A 19,456-nucleotide genomic window follows, 5' to 3' on the forward strand; every position below is an offset into this window, starting at 1 on the left:
CATACCTTGCACTTTAAAAATGAATTATAAATTATGAAATTTAATACCACCATACCAATAGGCCTTAGAGCACTTTATTTAGATGAAGTGAGCCTATATCGTTCTTCTTTGCAAAGTGGGAATCTGCCCCAAGCTTGGCACCATCTTGAACGTTCCCATATTCTCGGCCAATCTTACCCGTTAGAGCATACCTATACCCATTGGCTAATGTTAAAATTCGGGTTCCGCCAGCGAAACACAAAAGAAGTTCTGGGTCAGGTGTTGCGTCTTTTGGTTGGTGGCTGGAAATCATTTATTGACCACGTACCTATTGGCAATACGGGTGGTAGTAACGTACCGCCTTTGAAAAGAATGGAAATGCCCGAAGACTTAGCCAAAATTTTAAAGAAATACCGAAAAATGTAATGAAAAAGAAAAAAGTAAACTTACGGGATTTAGACCCGAAAGAACATCAAGGTGAGCACAGTCACAATGATGGACACAACCATAGTAGTCACGAAGAAGCATCCAATTTTAAGACCTACCTACCCGCTATTTTCAGCTTTGTTATGCTGATTATTGGTATTGCCGTTGATTATTTTGATACGTTTCCATTCTTCAAGGGATGGCTTCGGATTATTTGGTATACCGTAGCTTACATTCCCGTAGGGTTTCCGGTCATTAAAGAGGGCTGGAACAGTATCAGGAACGGTGATTTTTTTACGGAATTTTTTCTGATGTCCATTGCTACCTTGGTGGCATTTGCCATAGGCGAATATCCCGAAGGTGTGGCCGTAATGCTATTTTATGCCGTGGGCGAACTGTTCCAGAACGCAGCGGTAAATCGGGCGAAGGGAAATATAAAGGCACTTTTGGATGCTCGACCTGATGAGGCTTTGGTTTTCCGAAATGGGGATTTCGTTTCGGTCAATCCCGAAACAGTTGAGATTGGTGAAAGAATTCAGGTTCGCGTAGGCGAAAAAATTCCTTTGGACGGCATTTTACTTTCAGAAAAAGCATCGCTGAACACGGCTGCCATTACCGGTGAAAGCAAACCCGATACCATCGCCAAGAGCGAAAAAGTCTATGCGGGAAGCATCAATTTGGATGGGGTCATTGAAGTAAAAACTACCAAGGAATTTAAGGACAGTTCCATCGCCCGGATTCTGGATATGGTGCAGAATGCCACCGCCCGAAAATCAAAGACGGAACTGTTTATCAGAAAATTTGCCAGGATTTATACGCCCATTGTGGTTTTCCTTGCCATCGGACTGACATTTTTGCCCTATTTCTTCGTGGATGATTACGTATTTCGCGATTGGGTTTATCGTGCCCTGATATTCTTGGTGATTTCCTGTCCCTGTGCCTTGGTCATATCCATTCCCTTGGGCTATTTCGGTGGCCTTGGTGCGGCTTCTCGCAACGGGATTTTGTTCAAGGGTGCATCCTTTCTCGATGCGATGACCAAGGTGAATACCGTGGTAATGGACAAGACGGGTACCGTCACAAAAGGGGTTTTCAAGATTAAGGAAGTGGTCAACAAATCCGCTTTTGCAGAAGCGGAATTTATGCAATATCTGATGGCGATGGAAGAACAATCCACCCATCCCATTGCAAAGGCAATTCTGGAATATAAGGCCGATGGTGCCGATTTTGAAGCGACCGAAGTTTCCGAAGTGGCAGGAAAAGGACTGAAAGGTACGGTCAACGGAAAGCAAGTATTGGTCGGCAATAAGGCTTTGATGGTTTCCAACGGCATCGAAGTTCCCTCTGAAACCGATACCATAGTCGAATCCATAGTAATGGTAGCCATCGATAAAAAATTTGCCGGATATGTGACGATTGCCGATGAACTGAAGGAAGATGCCCACCAAGCCATCAAACAGATACGAGAGGCGGGTATCTCTAAAATCATAATGCTCTCGGGCGACAAGGATTCCATTACCCAAAAGGTTTCCAAAGAATTGAATATCGATTGGGCAAAAGGAGGTCTACTACCGGAAGATAAACTGACCGAGGTTGAAGAACTGAAAAAAAAACCTGACACCACAGTTGCCTTTATGGGTGATGGCATCAATGATGCGCCCGTACTCGCTGCAAGCAATGTGGGTATCGCAATGGGCGGTTTGGGAAGCGATGTGGCCATCGAAACCGCAGATGTCATCATACAGACCGACCAACCAAGCAAGATTGCCACGGCGGTTAAAATCGGTCGTTCTACCCGAAAAATTGTTTGGCAGAATATCGGTTTGGCATTCGGGGTAAAAATTATCGTGCTTATTCTGGGCGCAGGTGGACTTGCCACAATGTGGGAAGCGGTCTTTGCCGATGTTGGGGTAGCATTATTGGCAATTTTTAATGCGGTGCGGTTGCAGAAAAAGAGTTGGGGCTAGTTGATTAAAATTCCGTTAAACCCAACAAAAACTGTTAAAATTTTGTAATTTTGCATCGATGAAAAAGGTTTTCCATAAAATATTATCCGTTTTGATGGCTTTTGTAGTGATGTTAACTACGATGTCGTATACGGTGGATATGCACTATTGTGGGGACTCTCTGGTCGATTTTAGTCTTTTTACAAAAGCCGAAGGTTGTGGGATGGAAAAAGCACAGCCGGCCAAAAGCTGTGAAAATCCTTCGATGACCGAAAAATCTTGTTGTACCGACCAACAGATTGTCAAGGAAGGACAAGACGACCTAAAAACTTCATTCAACAAACTGACATTCGAGCAACAGACTTTCGTTGCCACATTTTTCTACACCTATATCAATCTCTTTGAAGGACTTGATGAAAACATCGTTCCCTTCAAGGATTACTCGCCCCCCTTTATTGAACGGGACGTTCAGATACTTTACGAGACCTATTTAATTTGATTTTTAGACAGTAACCTTCCAGCCCTGCGGTAATTCCGTTTAGGGCACATTTTGTTGTATTCGATTTTCAGAATTGCAACAAACCACCATTGTATAACTGTCTAATTATCATTTTATATGCTGAACAAAGGCATAAAATTCCTTATAGAAAATAAGCTCGTTGCGGTACTGATGCTCGCCCTTTTTGTGGGTTGGGGTATCGTGAACGCACCCTTTAATTGGGACACCGGAATATTGCCCAATGACCCTGTGGCCGTGGATGCCATACCGGACATAGGCGAAAACCAACAAATTGTTTTCACCAAATGGCAAGGGCGTTCACCGCAGGATATCGAGGACCAGATTACCTACCCGCTTACCACTTCCCTTCTTGGAATACCTGGCGTCAAGACCATACGTAGTTCCTCGATGTTCGGGTTTTCGAGCATCTACATCATTTTTGAAGAGGAAATCGAATTCTACTGGTCGCGTAGCCGCATCCTCGAAAAGCTCAATTCGTTACCCAGCGGTCTGTTACCTGAAGGTGTTAATCCCGCCTTGGGCCCGGATGCCACGGGATTGGGACAGATTTTCTGGTACACCTTGGAAGGGCGTGACAAGGATGGGAACGTTACGGGCGGTTGGGACTTGCAGGAACTTCGCAGCATACAGGATTACTACGTAAAATATGCGCTCTCTTCTGCAAGTGGTGTGAGCGAAGTGGCTTCCATAGGTGGCTATGTACAGGAATACCAAGTGGACGTTGACCCTGAAAAGATGCGGCAGTACAACATCGGTCTAGCAGATATCGTAAAAGCCGTAAAGGAAAGTAATCAAGACATCGGTGCGCAGACCTTGGAAATGAACAAGGCCGAATACCTGGTACGCGGTCTGGGTTATGTAAAATCCATTGCCGATATAGAAAATGCCGTCGTCAATTCCGAGAATTTCACGTCTATCAGAATTAAGGACATTGGTAAAGTCCACCTAGGGCCTGCGACACGTCGAGGCATTTTGGACAAGGAAGGTGCCGAAGTCGTGGGCGGTGTGGTGGTAGCCCGCTACGGTGCCAATCCGCTGGAAGTCATCAATAACGTCAAAGACCAAATCGACGAGGTAAGCTCGGGACTTCCCACAAAGGAATTGGCAGACGGTCGAACTTCGCAAGTAACCATCGTTCCCTTTTATGACCGGACCGAACTCATTCAGGAAACCTTGGGTACGCTTAACGAGGCCCTGACCTTGGAAATCCTGATTACCATTTTGGTCATCATTATAATGGTATTCAATTTAAGGGCATCCATATTAATTTCAGGGTTATTGCCCGTGGCCGTCCTGATGGTTTTCATTACGATGAAGCTCTTTAACGTGGATGCGAACATCGTGGCACTCTCGGGTATCGCCATTGCCATTGGTACGATGGTGGATGTCGGGGTCATCCTTGCCGAAAATATGATTCGACATCTGGAAGACGAAGACTTACGGGTAAACGAAAACGGTCAACCTTATACGACAAACGAAGTCGTGTACAATGCCACTGCCGAAGTTTCCGGTGCTATCGTTACTGCGGTAATGACTACGATTATCAGTTTCCTGCCCGTGTTTACGATGATAGGTGCAGAAGGGAAACTCTTCCGACCGTTGGCGTTTACCAAAACAATGGCACTGGCCGCAGCACTGGTTATTGCGCTATTTCTTATCCCGCCATTCGCAGCCACTTTCTTTAGAAAAACCGAAATGCGAGAACGGCTCAAATATGCCATCAATGGGCTTTTAATTTTATTGGGAATTACCGCCATGATTTTTGGGTATTGGATAGGATTAGTACTCGTTGCTTTTGGCGCGGTGGCCATTTTATCGATACGTGTTTCGCTTTCGCGGAAGCAAAAAAATCTTATAAATACCACTATTGCCACCATCGCAGTTGTTTTCCTATTGGCCGAGTACTGGCGACCGCTTGGCTTCGACCGCAGGCTAATTATGAACCTGATTTTTGTAGCAGTAAGCTGTTTTGGCGTCCTGGGCATCTTTTCGCTACTCAGAAAGTACTACGATAGCATCTTGAAATGGGCTTTGCAAAACAGATTGCTGTTCTTGATAATTCCCACAACATTGCTCGTTCTCGGTTTCTTCATTATGCGCAACACGGGCAAGGAATTTATGCCCGCGCTCAACGAGGGTTCGTTCCTGTTGATGCCTACCTCGCTACCGCACTCTGGCGTAGAGGAAAACAAAAGGGTTTTACAACAATTGGATATGGCCGTGGCCACTATCCCTGAAATCGAAACTGTGGTCGGAAAGGCGGGTCGCACCGAATCCGCCCTCGACCCGGCACCACTCTCGATGTACGAAAACGTGATTCAGTACAAGTCCGAATATATGCGCAACGCATCAGGGGAACGGCAACGCTATCGGGTAAATGATGACGGACTGTTTGTACTGAAGAACGACAAATTCATTATCAATCCGAACAACGAGATAGATGAAGATGCCAACTATGACGAAATATCGCTAAAAACTACTGCCACACGCGAAGACTTGATTGAAGATGAAGATGGCGAGTACTACCGAAATTGGCGACCAGACATCGAGAGTCCAGATGATATTTGGAACGAGATAGTTCGAGTAACCAAACTACCAGGCGTGACATCTGCACCCAAGTTGCAACCCATCGAAACACGTTTGGTAATGCTACAAACGGGAATGCGTGCGCCTATGGGCATCAAGGTAAAAGGTCCGGATTTAAAGTCCATAGAAAATTTTGGACTGCAACTGGAAGACATCTTGAAACAAGCCGAAGGCGTTAAAGAACAAGCTGTCTTTGCAGACCGTATCGTGGGCAAACCCTACTTGCTCATCGATATTAAGCGAGACCAATTGGCTCGATATGGCATATCCATTATGGACGTGCAGGAAATCCTTCAAGTGGCCGTGGGCGGTATGCCACTAACGCAAACCGTGGAAGGCCGTGAACGCTACGCCGTGCGTGTCCGCTATCCAAGAGAATTACGGGCAAATCCAGACGACTTGCGTAATATCTATGTTCCCGTTGAAAAAGGAAGTCCTGTACCGCTGGGCGAATTGGTAGATATACGCTACGAACAAGGTCCACAAGTTATTAAGAGCGAAGACACTTTTCTAATTGGCTACGTGCTGTTTGACAAGCTCGACGGCTTTGCCGAAGTGGATGTGGTGGAAAACGCACAGGCCTTGATTCAGGACAAAATAGAAAATGGTGAACTGACCGTTCCCAAAGGCATTAGCTATAAGTTCACCGGAACCTATGAAAACCAGCTGCGAGCCGAGAAAACCCTGTCTATCGTGGTTCCGTTGTGCTTGATTATCATATTCCTCATTTTATACTTTCAGTTCAAATCGGTCACCACCTCATTAATGGTATTTACGGGCATCGCCATAGCCTTTGCAGGTGGCTTTGTGATGATTTGGCTGTACGGTCAGGACTGGTTTCTCAATTTCAGTTTGTTCGGTGAAAACCTACGTGAACTGTTTAATATCAAGACCATCAACCTGAGCATTGCGGTTTGGGTCGGGTTTATTGCCCTTTTCGGAATCGCTACGGATGACGGTGTGGTGATGGCGACCTATCTCGACCAGAGTTTTGAGAAGGAAAAACCGAATGACAAACCAGGCATTCGTCAAGCTACCCTTGAAGCGGCCGGCAAGCGTATCCGTCCCTGTTTGATGACGACCGTAACGACTGTTCTTGCCTTGTTGCCCGTACTCACATCCACAGGAAAAGGAAGCGACATAATGATTCCTATGGCCATCCCCATTGTGGGCGGGATGCTTATTGATGTAACCTCATATTTCCTGTTGCCCGTATTGTACAGCTGGCGGGAAGAATACCAACTTAAACGAGCGAGCAAATGAAAAATGTAAAAATCATCATCGGATTATTGCTTGTTTCCGCTTTCGCAAAAGCACAGGAACTGCAATCCTACATTCAGGAAGCGGAAGCGAACAATCCCGTTATCCAAGCATACGAACTTCGATACAACATCGCACAGGAAAAGGTCAACGAAGTCAATACGCTACCTAATACTGTGGTAAGCGCAGGATACTTTGTAAGCGAGCCCGAAACCCGAACGGGTGCGCAACGTGCACGATTTTCAATTTCGCAGATGTTGCCTTGGTTCGGAACGATAACGGCAAGGGAAAACTATGCGAGTTCAATGGCAGAAACCGAGTTTGTAGAAATCGCCATTGCCAAACGAAAATTGGCACTTTCGATCGCCCAATCCTACTATCAACTGTATTCCATCAAGGCGAAACAGGATATATTGAACGAAAACATCCAACTGCTACAAACCTACGAACGGTTGGCATTGACATCGGTTGAAGTTGGGAAGGCCTCTGCGGTCGATGTTCTACGATTGCAGATTCGGCAGAACGAACTGCAACAACAAAAAGAGGTCCTGCAGGAAGAGTATTTGGCGGAACAGGCCAGCTTCAACAATCTTTTGAACCGAAAGGAAAGTATCGCCGTGGAAGTTGTTCAAGAAATGACCATCCCGACGGAAGACCCGATATATAGACAAGAAGGCTTGGCACTCAATCCGGAACTGCTCAAATACGATAGACTATACGAGTCCATCGAGCAATCGGAACTGCTGAACCAAAAGGAAAGTGCGCCGAACATCGGTTTTGGATTGGATTATGTACCCGTTTCCGAACGTCCCGATATGACCTTTAGCGATAACGGCAAGGATATCGTGATGCCAATGGTCTCATTATCAATCCCCATTTTCAACAACCGTTACAAATCCATTTCAAAGCAAAACGAACTGCGACAGCAAGAAATAGAAACCCAACGGGAACAGCGATTGAATGTGCTGGAATCCGCTTTCGCGAAAGCACAATCACAACGCAACCAAGCACGCATCGCTTATAGCACCCAAGACCGCAACCTGAAGCAAGCGCAAGATGCCGAAGAAATTCTGGTTAAGAACTATGAAACTGGCACTATCGATTTTAACGATGTGTTGGATATTCAAGAGTTGCAGTTGAAGTTTCAAATGAATCAAATCGATTCGGTGCAAATGTACTATGTACAATCGGCCATTATTAACTATTTAATCAACTAATTATGGTCAAGGATTTTTACATAAAGAATATGGTATGTGATAGATGCATCAAGGTTTTAAGGGATGTACTGGATAAACAAACTATCGAATTGTTACAAATCGAATTGGGTCGTTTGCGCCTAAACATCGAGAGCGATGATGAAATCGAAAAATTGAAAACTTTACTTGAAAGTAATGGATTTTCCCTAATTGGCAGTACCGAAGAAAAACTCACAGAGCAGGTTAAGGTAGAACTGATTAAAGCATTACAAAAATTGCCTTTGGAACTCGATAAGAAATTATCCGCTCACTTAGCCGATGCATTGGGTCACGAGTATTCTAAAATCAGTAAGGTCTTTTCAATTACCGAAGGCATTACCATTGAGAAGTACTTCATCAAATTGAAAATAGAAAAGGTAAAGGAACTGGTACAGGCCAAGGAACTCAACTTTACAGAAATGGCACAGCTGCTGGATTATAGCCATATCAACCATTTGAGTGGCCAGTTTAAAAGCGAAACGGGTATGAGCCTGACCGAGTATAAATCACAACAGAAAAACTTTAGGAATTCATTGGACAAAATTGTATAGATAACAACCATAATTATGACACAAGCTGTTGATTTACAGCAGTAATTTTATCCAAATAAAATTAAGAACTATGAAATATAAAATCACATTACTTCTAACAATGCTTATCACTTTTGGTGCAAAAGCCCAATTGGTAGCGAATGAAACTGAAGAAAATGTTGACAACTGGCCAGAACGGATTTATGACCTTACTATAGATTATAAAACCGTAAACTTTACGGGCAAGGATGTACAGGCAATGACCATTAATGGTGGCATACCTGGTCCCAATCTCGAGTTCAACGAAGGCGAGTTTGCCATTATCAACGTTACCAATAAAATGGATGTGGAAACATCTGTCCATTGGCACGGGATGATATTACCTAATTTCCACGATGGCGTACCGTATTTGACCACACCACCTATCCGTCCAGGGGAAACCTTTCAATACAAGTTTGCATTGAAACAATCTGGAACCTATTGGTATCATTCCCATACTGGGTTACAGGAACAACGTGGGGTGTATGGTTCATTACAGATAAATCCAAAGGAAACCGATTTAGAATATGACAAAGATTTGGTCTTAGTGCTTTCGGATTGGGTAGATGAAAATCCACAATCTCAACTTAAAAATTTGAAGCGTGGCAATGAGTGGTATTTAATTAAAAAAGGTCAGGTTCAAAGTCTGGATAAATTAATTGCCCAAGGCGCAGTAGGTGCCAAGTTAAAGATGGCGTGGCAACGTATGCCAGATATGGCTATTTCAGATAATTATTTTGACAAGTTTTTTATCAATGGTGGTACTTCACAGGAATATCCAGATTTTCAGCCCGGCGAGCGCGTGAGGCTTCGATTTGTAAACGCAGCCGCAGCGTCTTATTTCTGGCTCACATTTGGTGGCGAAGACCCAATGCTCGTATCTGCCGATGGACTTGATGTGGTTCCAGTAGAACATAACAAAACTTTGATTGGCGTTGCCGAAACCTATGATTTTATAGTGACGATTCCAGAAAGTGGAAAACTTCAAGTAAGAGCTACGGCACAGGATGGTTCTGGCGAAGCTTCGGCATTTATAGGAACTGGAAATGTACTGGAAGCACCTGTAGTTCCAGAACCTAATCTTATAAAGAATATGAAGCAAATGATGTCTATGGGTATGAAGATGGGCGCACCTGCTTCAAAATTTAATCCTTCAAAAAACGATTCCATTCAAGTAATGGAAAAGTACAAAATGGATATGGGCGGAATGCAGATGAATAGTATGTCTATGATGGATGATAATATGAAAAAGGGTGAAATGGAAATGGATTCTACCAAGATGGCTCACAATAAAATGGACCATTCAAAAATGGATATGAAGGATGATAAAATGAAAATGTCCAAGTCAGAAATGAAGATGAACAAAGGCAAGGCCAATATGAAAATGGATGGCGGTATGGATATGGGCGAAATGAAAATGGGATATATGGTGCCAAAAGATAAAGTGGTAGGCGATAATATGAAAACGGGTGGTAATCCCGAGTTCAATTACAACTACTTAAGGGCTAAAGAACCTACCGAATTTGAAAACGATAAGCCCGTAAAGGAAATGCTTTTCAACCTTACAGGAAATATGAACCGCTACGTCTGGTCTATCAACGGTGTGCCCCTTTCAGAAACAGATAAGATAAAAATCGAGCAAGGCGAAGTCGTGCGTATCACACTTAACAATCTCACGATGATGCACCACCCTATGCACTTGCACGGCCACTTCTTTAGAGTATTGAACGAGAACGGTGAGTATTCACCACTAAAGCATACTGTTAACGTGGCACCAATGCAAAAAGTCGTATTTGAGTTTGCCGCTGATGAAACTGGTGATTGGTTTTTCCATTGTCACATCCTTTATCATATGATGAGCGGTATGGCAAGGGTTTTCAGTTACGATACACCTCGTGACGAACGATTAGAAGGCTACCCACTTACTAACCTTACCAACGAAGCAGACCACATATTCACTTGGGGCGAAATCACGGCTGCAAGTCATATGACCGAGCTTTACGCTACTGCAACAAATATCAGAAATCAATTTGCGCTAAGGGGCGAATATGGATGGAACAAAAATCTGGAAGCCGAGTTTACCTACGAGCGCTATCTCAATGATTACTTCCGAGTTTTTGGTGGTGTAAATGTAGAGAATGAAGGTGAGGACAGCCTTGAAGAAATAAACACAACCGCCATTGCTGGTGTACGATGGTTAATGCCATTGCTCATTAATTCAGATTTCAGAATTGACAGCAAACTGCGTCCACAGATAAGTTTTAGTACGGGCTTTATGATTTTTCCCCACCTTGGAATTTATGGCGAGTATGAATACCAGATGGACTTTGGCTGGGACGGCAAATTACCCGAAGGTCAGGACTTTGAAGAAGAAACCACGTGGCAAGTTGGACTTGAATACGTATTGAGCCGTGACTTCTCATTAATGGGAAGCTATGACAACCGCTTTGGCGCTGGTGGTGGACTCTCATTAAGATTTTAGAACAATTATTAACTTAAATAAATAACAAAAATGAAAACAGTAAAAAGAACAATAGGTACAATGGCACTTGCTGCTATAATGGTGTTAACGGTTTCCTGCAAGGATGGAAACAAAAATGAACCTGCTGCACCTATGAGCAACGAGATGCACCAAGAATCTATGGATGACAAAGACAATATGGCAATGAATGACAACCAAGATGCAAAAGCAGTCCTACAAGACTACTTTAAACTAAAAGATGCACTTGTCGAGACGAATAATGACAAAGCAAAACAATTGGGTGCCACGCTGGCAAGCACTTTAGGCAGTTTTGATGCATCGAGCTATTCAGATAACGAGCAACAAGAACTCAAGGATATTTTGGAAGACGCAATTGAACACGCAGAACACATTTCAGAAAGTGATATGGCACACCAACGTGAGCACTTTAAGATATTAAGCAAGGATGTTACCGATATGGTTGCCATTACCGGAACTGAGATGAAGATATACGAGCAATTCTGCCCTATGTATAAGAATAATGAGGGTGGTGCTTGGCTTAGTATGAACGAAGAAATTAGAAACCCCTATTTCGGTGACAAAATGTTGAAATGCGGTAAAGTACAGCGTGAAATCAACTAATTGAAGTTTATAAAAATCATAGCGTGGCTTGCCCTTGTGGCATTGATAGTGATTCAGTTCTTTCCAATAACCCTGAACGAGAGCGATACTGTACCGCAAAGTGATTTTATGGTCGAAAATCAAGTGCCTGCAACGATAAAAAATCGGTTGCAGGTTTCTTGCTACGATTGCCACAGTAATAATACAGATTATCCGTGGTATAGTAAGATACAGCCTGCGGCTTGGTATCTGGAAGACCACATACAAGAAGGTAAGGACGAACTTAATTTTAATGAATGGGCAGAATATTCAGACCGGCGAAAGAACAGTAAACTTCGGTCTATCATAAGCCAAATTGAAGAAGATAAAATGCCATTGGATTCTTATACACTCATTCACAAGGATGCAATTCTTTCAGATGAAGATAAGAGGGTGATAATAGATTATATGACAGCGTTAAAAGACAGTTTGGAATAAAGTCCTGATATGGGAAGGGAAAGTTGATGGTTGGTTAGTTAGTAGCCCTTCCCTTGTCAGGCACAATAAAAAATATTAGAAAAATGAATAATGACATAAATGAATTTGAATAAAAACCCTTAAAAACAAACAGGATGAATGCACTTAGAAAAACTACAATATTCGCATTAATTATAATAGCAACAAGCCAAGTGTTCGGACAAGATACAAACACAGAAAAGCAAGCCGTACTTAAAGTAATGAAAACCTATAAGGATGCGCTGCAAAACCTAACGACTGAAGGTACCTTTGAGTTGTTCACAAACGACTCGGAAGTTTTTGAGTCCGGTGGTGTTGAGGGTTCCTATGCGCACTATATAGAACACCATTTGGGACCAGAATTAGGACACTTCAAGAAGTTTGAATTTTCAGATTATGAAATTGATGCAGAAGTAGATTTGCCCTATGCATTTACTACCGAAACTTACGTCTATACCATAGTTCTCAATCCCGATGATAATGGCAATACCCGAACTATAAAGAAAAAAGGGGTGGCGACTTCTATCCTTAAGAAGATAGATGATAAATGGCAGATAGTTAAAACACATTCATCATCCAGAAATGTTAAATAATTTTTAGCCAATCATAAAATGACACACACCTATCACATACACGGAATGACCTGTAATGGTTGTAGAACACACGTAGAAGAAACGCTCTCTAAAGTTGAAGGTGTTACCAATGCAACTGTCAATTTAGAAAAAGCCGAAGCGACCATTGAAATGCAATCCCATATTCCCATCGAAAAATTTCAAGAGGCGCTGAAAACGAACGGTGGGCAATACAGCATCCATCAGAATGGGGAACATCATCATACCCACGATAAGAAGAAAGTAGATAAACCCAAAGGCAAAGGAACGGGAACGTTCTATTGCCCGATGCATTGCGAGGGCGACAAGACTTACGACAAACCAGGCGATTGTCCTGTTTGCGGGATGGATTTGGTTGAAGAAGTGAACCTAACGGCTACTTCCGACACCCAATATACCTGTCCGATGCATCCCGAAATTATTAAGGATGAACCGGGAAGCTGTCCAATTTGTGGGATGGATTTAGTTCCTATGGAACCCGATTTATCCGCAGAAGAAAAGACCTATAAAAAACTGCTTAAAAAGTTCTGGATAGCGGTCGCTTTCACATTGCCCATTTTTATCATTGCAATGTCGGAAATGATTGCCGACAATCCGTTGTACGACATTCTGGAACTGAAATACTGGAACTGGATTCAGTTTGCACTTTCCCTACCCGTGGTGTTCTATGCCACCTGGATGTTCTTTGAACGTGCCTACCGCAGTATCAAAACCTGGAACCTCAATATGTTCACGCTTATTGGTATTGGCGCGGGTGTGGCTTGGCTGTTCAGTGTGTTCGGGATGCTCGTGCCGGACTTTTTCCCCGACCAGTTCAAGACCGAAGCGGGTACCGTTCACGTCTATTTTGAAGCGGCAACGGTCATTCTAACTTTGGTATTGCTTGGGCAGGTTCTGGAAGCTCGTGCGCATAGCAAGACCAATTCCGCAGTCAAGGAACTTTTAAAATTGGCACCTAACAAGGCTGTAAAGGTAGTTGATGGCGAGGAACAGGAAGTGGCCATCGATGAAATTGAATTGGGTGATATTCTGCGTGTAAAGCCGGGCGATAAGATTCCTGTGGATGGCGTTATTACCGAAGGCGAAACTTCTATAGATGAATCGATGATTACGGGCGAACCCATTCCTGTAAACAAATCAGTAGATGATAAAGTAAGTAGCGGAACTATCAATGGCAATCAGTCCTTTTTGATGAAAGCTGAAAAGGTTGGGTCTGACACTTTGTTATCACAGATTATACAGATGGTCAATGATGCCAGTCGAAGCCGTGCACCCATCCAAAAGTTGGCCGATACCGTTTCGGGATATTTCGTGCCAATCGTTGTTATAATCGCTGTTGTTACATTTGCCGTTTGGGCAATTTGGGGCCCAGAGCCAGCCTATGTTTATGCTTTGGTCAATGCGATTGCCGTATTAATTATCGCCTGTCCCTGTGCTTTGGGGCTTGCGACACCTATGTCCGTAATGGTCGGTGTTGGTAAAGGCGCACAAAATGGGGTGCTTATCAAGAATGCTGAAGCCCTTGAGAAAATGGATAAGGTAGATACCCTTATCGTGGATAAAACGGGAACGATTACCGAAGGAAAACCCACGGTGGAAAAAGTGGGGTCTTTTGATAACGGTTTCAGCGATAGCGAAGTACTGCAATACATTGTTTCCCTGAACAACCAAAGTGAACATCCTTTGGCGGAAGCCACAGTAAAATACGGCAAAGAACAAAAAGTCGAATTTCTAAAAACCGACGGGTTCAATGCCGTAACCGGCAAAGGTGTTGAAGGCAAGGTCAACGGCAAGGACGTGGCGCTGGGCAATGCCAAGATGATGGAACACGCCAATGCCGAGTTGTTGGAAACTATGGAAAAAAAAGCCCAATCCTTCCAAAAGCGAGGCAAAACGGTTTCCTACCTCGCTATTGATGGCAAAACCGTAGGTTACGTGGTCATCGGCGATAAAATCAAGGAAACAAGTGCCAAGGCTATCAAAGAATTACAGGAAAAGGGAATTGATGTGATAATGCTCACGGGCGACAATCACGATACGGCACAGGCCGTGGCGAGCGAACTTTATCTTGCGGACTTTCAGGCGGGAATGCTTCCCGAAAACAAATTGCAGGAAGTGGAAAAACTTCAGGAAAACGGAAAAGTAGTGGCGATGGCAGGTGACGGTATCAATGATGCACCTGCTTTGGCAAAAAGCGATGTGGGTATCGCGATGGGCACAGGAACTGATGTAGCAATTGAAAGTGCCGCCATAACCTTGGTAAAAGGTGATTTACACGGAATCGTAAAAGCAAGAAACTTGAGTGATGTGGTAATGCGCAACATTAAGCAGAACCTATTTTTCGCAATGATTTACAACACCTTGGGGATACCCATTGCTGCGGGATTGCTCTATCCATTTTTTGGGATTTTACTTTCCCCAATGATAGCTGCTTTGGCGATGAGCTTCAGTTCAGTTTCAGTAATAGCTAATTCGCTAAGGCTTAAAGGTTCAAATATTGATTAAGTTATATGGTAAAAAGGAAAACGGCAATAAAAATTAGAAAGGCACACCGTTATCTGGGCATCTTTTTGGGCATCCAGTTCTTGATGTGGACGATAAGCGGTATGTATTTCAGTTGGACGGATATTGACGAAATACACGGCGACCATTTTCGGCAAGACCCGATCGAGGCATCTGCTTTTACAGATTTGATAAGTCCATCCGAAGTGAATCTTGAAGAAGCGATAGTTTCCGTAGAACTTCGGGAAATTAGCGGTAAATCGTTCTACTGGATTAATAACAAAAAGCTCTTTGATGCCAAGACAGGCAAAGAAAAGAAAGTAATTTCAGAAAGTGAAGCCCTTAAAATCGCTGAACGGAATATGCTACCTGAACTTCAAGTGAAAGGCATAGAACGCATCGAGCAAGTGGAAAGCCATAGCGAGTATCGTGGCAGACCGCTTCCCGCGTATGTCATCAGTTATAAAACCCCTGAGAACATTAAGGCTTATGTTTCCGAAAAAGATGGTGCGTTCCAAACACTACGTCATCGGGATTGGCGTTGGTTCGACTTTCTATGGATGACCCATACAATGGATTATGAGGGTCGCGACGATTTCAATACGACAGTACTGCGTGCCTTTTCCCTACTTGGATTGATAACCGTGTTGAGCGGATTCCTGTTATGGTACATAAGCTCACCCACAATCAGAAAAATTAAAAAAAGAAACAAATAACACCAAAAATTCAAAAACAATGGAACATTCAAATCACGCAAACAAAGGAAAATACAGAACATTTTTCACGATGCTGGCTTGCTCATTTGTGGCAATGTACATCACAATGTATCTCAACACCTATGAATTTGACCACGTCTTATTCAGCTTAACACGTTTTTATATGGTATGCTTGGGCATAGCTACAATGGCAGTGATAATGTGGTTCTTTATGCGGAAAATGTACACCGACAAGAAAAAGAATACGGCCATCTTGTTAGGTAGTTTGGTCCTGTTTTTAGGGGCATTGTTTTTGGTTCGAGACCAAAAATCCACCGTCGGCGACGTACTATGGATGAAAGCGATGATACCACACCATTCCATTGCCATCTTGACCAGTGAACGTGCGGATATCAAAGATCCAGAAGTGAAGAAACTGGCGGAAGAAATCATTAAGGCACAGCGCAGGGAAATTGCCGAAATGAAAGAAATGATTGAACGATTACAGAACGAAAAATAACAACTTATGAATAAGAATATCATTTATATCGCTATTGCAATCGTTGTCGGACTGCTTGGTGGTTGGCTCATTTTCGGGGGCTCTTCAGAAGAATCTATGACAGATAAGCACGACCATTCCACAGAAGCGGAAGGTCAGATATGGACCTGCTCGATGCACCCTCAGATTATGCAGCCCGAACCGGGCGACTGCCCTATTTGCGGGATGGATTTAATTCCTGCGGAATCGGGTGCCGAGGGACTGGCAATGAACGAGATTAAGATGACCAAGAATGCAATGGCATTGGCGGACATCCAAACATCCATCGTGGGAAATGCTTCCACAAATGATGAGGATATGATATCCCTTTCTGGGAAAATTAAGATGAATGAAGAAGAAAATGCGGTGCAGGCCAGTTATTTTGATGGTAGGATTGAACGGCTCAATGTCAATTTTGAAGGTCAGGAAGTGCGGAAAGGACAATTGCTCGCTACCATCTACGCGCCCAGTCTTATCGCGGCACAGCAAGAATTGATTACAGCGGCATCGCTCAAAGAATCGCAACCCTCGCTATACAATGCCGTACGCAACAAACTGAAACTTTGGAAACTTTCGGAAGCCCAAATTAATAGTATTGAGGAATCAGGAAAAGTCAAAGAGAACTTTCCGATTTACGCAACTGTATCGGGCACGGTTTCAGATAAGATGGCTGCCGAAGGCGACTATGTAAAACAGGGGCAGCCTATTGTAAAGGTGAGTAACCTTAATTCGGTATGGGCGGAATTTGATGCTTACGAGAACCAGATTTCAGAATTTAAAAAGGGTCAAAAAATAAAGGTAACGACCATTGCCTATCCGAACAAGGAATTTGATGCCACGGTATCGTTTATCGACCCTGTTCTGAATACCCAAACCCGCACCGTGACCGTTCGGGCCAATCTCAAAAACAGTGATGGTTTGCTAAAACCCGGAATGTTCGTCACTGGTAAAGTTGAAGGAACAACGGCAAACACAGAATCAAACCTGACCATACCCGCAAGTGCAGTAATGTGGACGGGTGAACGGTCTTTGGTGTACATTAAGACCAATCCCAATGAGCCTGTTTTTGAAATGCGGGAAGTAACGCTTGGCAATCGCAATGGCGATATGTTTACGGTTACATCCGGTTTAGAGAACGGTGACGAAATCGTAACCAATGGAACATTCACGGTTGATGCCGCTGCGCAATTACAGGGCAAGAAATCAATGATGAATCAAAGTACTGAAGAAGAGAAAGAAATGATGGCGATGGAACTATCGCTTTCAGCTTCTTTTCAAGAACAGTTTGTCAAGGCGTTGCCCTCATACCTTGAACTCAAAGACGCATTGGTAGCCAGTGATGCTGAAAAAGTTTCCACTTTCGCAAAGTCAGCTTCCGAAAAATTGAAGGCAATAACTCAAACAAATCTAGACAAAATGCTTAGGTCCCATTTATCCAAAAGTATTGAAACACTAGATACCATAGCAAATAATTCCGATTTGGAAAACCAACGCAGTCATTTCGTTGTACTCAATGAAAACTTGGTCGCAATAGTAATGAACCTCGAAGGTTTGGATGATACCCTTTACGTTCAAAAATGTCCAATGGCCAATGATAATGAGGGTGCAGTATGGCTAAGTATGGAAGAAGAAATCCGTAATCCCTATTATGGTGATGCAATGTTAACGTGCGGAAGTGTGATTGATTCTGTACAGTAGTTTAATTATACCAAAAACGAATGGTCAGGAATGCGACGGAAAATCATTTTTTACTTGAAAATGTATAGCAGTATTATTTGATAGGTGGCCAGAAATTGGACTAGTTTGGCTCGGTTTGAGCATAAAATCATTTTCCGCAAATATTTGGGCTGCATTTTTCCAATTCCTAGCTTTTGAAAATGCGTTTAAATGCCATTTTTTCGACTCTCCATAAATAAAGAATTTTGTCCCCTCAATTTTGGGCCAATTGTTGTCCTCAAAATACATCAAAACAGCTTGTTCATTTTTTGGTCTGGCCAGTTTATTTATGTTTTCATTGATTTTATAGTTTAAAGAAGGTATCAATTTTTGGCTAGGTTTTGAAAGGATGCTGTCCAATTTTTGGCCAGAGCTTGCACCACTACTTGTACCAAATATGGTCATCTCTATTTTAGAACCCTTATTAGGGTGATATGAGGGAAAGTAGATGAGGTAACCCCAATTATTGAGGTCCTTGAGACTGTTATGATATGTTGTTTTCGATTTAATCTTTGCCCTTTCCATTATTAGGCGCCTGTTAACAGTTATGTACTTTGCGAAGAATTCTCGATTCCACTTTTGAAAGAATGCTAGGTATAGCGTGATATGTCCTTGCTTAATACGCGCATCTTCATTGAATAGTTCAAATACTGAGTTGAGTTGTATGATGTAATTTACCTTGCTCATTAGTCAGGTTTATTGTGATTTTTCCTCTCGATATACCGAACCTCCCTACCTTGCCTTGATTCATTCTTCTCCAGCATCAGTTTCTTTTTTGGCTTTTCTGTTTGCTCAAAAAGTGAATACAGCATTGCAGCGGTTGGCTTGGTCTGGGATTTTTCAATATCCTTCATTATTGCAATTATTCCGTTCATCCTCTTTTTAATTAGGGTGGAAATTCTTGTTTCAAGTGTCTCCATTCTAGGCCCCATAGGTTCGACTGGTGATATTCCGTTTTCCTCAAAAAAGTCCAGCATCAAAAGCAGTGTCATTGATTGGGATTTAGACATCTTCTTGCAGAACTCTCTAAATCTTTTGGCTACGGAAGTTTTGATTCCAAGTTTCTCAAATCGCTCGTTTTCATATCCTTCATCCATTTTTTCTGAAATTTTAAGTCTATTCTCTTGGGCTTTGCAGATATTTTCTGAAAATTCTGGGATCAATACTTGTATCGAAGAATTTAGATATCCTGACAAACCTTTATTTACAGGGGATGGGCGAAAACTTAAATTTGTAACATCGCGTCAGCGTGTTACCCTCTTGCTATTCCATCCCTCCATTTCATTTCGGGTCTTC

Annotated in this window: 16 protein-coding genes; 14 read left to right on the plus strand and 2 right to left on the minus strand. The window is 43.0% G+C overall.

The annotated features are described in order from the left end of the window. Positions 1-33 precede the first annotated feature (33 nt). The 14 genes from ACXAFK_RS00145 to ACXAFK_RS00210 all read left to right on the plus strand — a co-directional run bounded on the left by ACXAFK_RS00145 (position 34) and on the right by ACXAFK_RS00210 (position 18,142). Entirely contained in the window at positions 34-405 is a 372-nt protein-coding gene (locus tag ACXAFK_RS00145) for a DUF3703 domain-containing protein (RefSeq protein WP_474956408.1), read from the plus strand. Further along, positions 405-2,372, plus strand: coding sequence for a heavy metal translocating P-type ATPase (locus tag ACXAFK_RS00150; protein ID WP_474956409.1), 1,968 nt, complete (start codon positions 405-407; stop codon positions 2,370-2,372). Before ACXAFK_RS00145 ends, ACXAFK_RS00150 begins: the two co-directional genes overlap by 1 nt. A 58-nt stretch (positions 2,373-2,430) precedes the next feature. Further along, entirely contained in the window at positions 2,431-2,850 is a 420-nt protein-coding gene (locus ACXAFK_RS00155; protein ID WP_192461037.1) for an HYC_CC_PP family protein, read from the plus strand. A 117-nt stretch (positions 2,851-2,967) separates the two neighbouring features. After that, positions 2,968-6,720 (plus strand): efflux RND transporter permease subunit, encoded by a 3,753-nt coding sequence (locus ACXAFK_RS00160; protein WP_474956410.1) that lies wholly within the window; start codon positions 2,968-2,970, stop codon positions 6,718-6,720. After that, on the plus strand, positions 6,717-7,934 hold the full coding sequence (locus ACXAFK_RS00165) for a TolC family protein (RefSeq protein ID WP_474956411.1): 1,218 nt from the start codon (positions 6,717-6,719) through the stop codon (positions 7,932-7,934). The genes ACXAFK_RS00160 and ACXAFK_RS00165 overlap by 4 nt, the downstream gene beginning before the upstream one ends. 2 nt (positions 7,935-7,936) lie before the next feature. Continuing rightward, positions 7,937-8,503 (plus strand): helix-turn-helix domain-containing protein, encoded by a 567-nt coding sequence (locus ACXAFK_RS00170; RefSeq protein ID WP_013188089.1) that lies wholly within the window; start codon positions 7,937-7,939, stop codon positions 8,501-8,503. Positions 8,504-8,573: 70 nt separating this feature from the next. Continuing rightward, positions 8,574-11,003: a multicopper oxidase domain-containing protein gene (locus ACXAFK_RS00175; protein WP_192461034.1), complete on the plus strand. Its 2,430-nt coding sequence runs from the start codon at positions 8,574-8,576 to the stop codon at positions 11,001-11,003. A 30-nt stretch (positions 11,004-11,033) separates the two neighbouring features. Beyond that, positions 11,034-11,624 carry a DUF3347 domain-containing protein gene (locus tag ACXAFK_RS00180; RefSeq protein ID WP_133642515.1) on the plus strand — a complete coding sequence of 197 codons (591 nt, stop codon included), beginning with the start codon at positions 11,034-11,036 and terminating at the stop codon, positions 11,622-11,624. After that, positions 11,625-12,080: a heme-binding domain-containing protein gene (locus ACXAFK_RS00185; RefSeq protein ID WP_133642516.1), complete on the plus strand. Its 456-nt coding sequence runs from the start codon at positions 11,625-11,627 to the stop codon at positions 12,078-12,080. A 134-nt stretch (positions 12,081-12,214) separates the two neighbouring features. Beyond that, a complete protein-coding gene (locus ACXAFK_RS00190) occupies positions 12,215-12,691 on the plus strand; it encodes a nuclear transport factor 2 family protein (RefSeq protein ID WP_133642517.1) in 477 nt (158 codons plus the stop codon). Positions 12,692-12,709: 18 nt separating this feature from the next. Next, positions 12,710-15,214, plus strand: coding sequence for a heavy metal translocating P-type ATPase (locus ACXAFK_RS00195; RefSeq protein ID WP_192461033.1), 2,505 nt, complete (start codon positions 12,710-12,712; stop codon positions 15,212-15,214). Between the two features lie 5 nt (positions 15,215-15,219). Then, positions 15,220-15,927: a PepSY domain-containing protein gene (locus tag ACXAFK_RS00200; protein WP_192461032.1), complete on the plus strand. Its 708-nt coding sequence runs from the start codon at positions 15,220-15,222 to the stop codon at positions 15,925-15,927. A gap of 19 nt (positions 15,928-15,946) precedes the next feature. Continuing rightward, entirely contained in the window at positions 15,947-16,426 is a 480-nt protein-coding gene (locus tag ACXAFK_RS00205) for a DUF305 domain-containing protein (RefSeq protein ID WP_192461031.1), read from the plus strand. Between the two features lie 6 nt (positions 16,427-16,432). Then, a complete protein-coding gene (locus tag ACXAFK_RS00210; protein ID WP_474956412.1) occupies positions 16,433-18,142 on the plus strand; it encodes an efflux RND transporter periplasmic adaptor subunit in 1,710 nt (569 codons plus the stop codon). A 24-nt stretch (positions 18,143-18,166) separates the two neighbouring features. Here the strand turns inward: ACXAFK_RS00210 and ACXAFK_RS00215 are convergent, their stop codons facing one another. Both ACXAFK_RS00215 and ACXAFK_RS00220 read right to left on the minus strand, forming a co-directional pair. Next, a complete protein-coding gene (locus ACXAFK_RS00215; protein ID WP_474956413.1) occupies positions 18,167-18,847 on the minus strand; it encodes a hypothetical protein in 681 nt (226 codons plus the stop codon). Then, on the minus strand, positions 18,847-19,356 hold the full coding sequence (locus ACXAFK_RS00220; RefSeq protein ID WP_225621112.1) for a BfmA/BtgA family mobilization protein: 510 nt from the start codon (positions 19,354-19,356) through the stop codon (positions 18,847-18,849). The genes ACXAFK_RS00215 and ACXAFK_RS00220 overlap by 1 nt, the downstream gene beginning before the upstream one ends. Positions 19,357-19,456 lie beyond the last annotated feature (100 nt).

The organism is Flagellimonas sp. ABD4_174 (genome assembly GCF_056160185.1).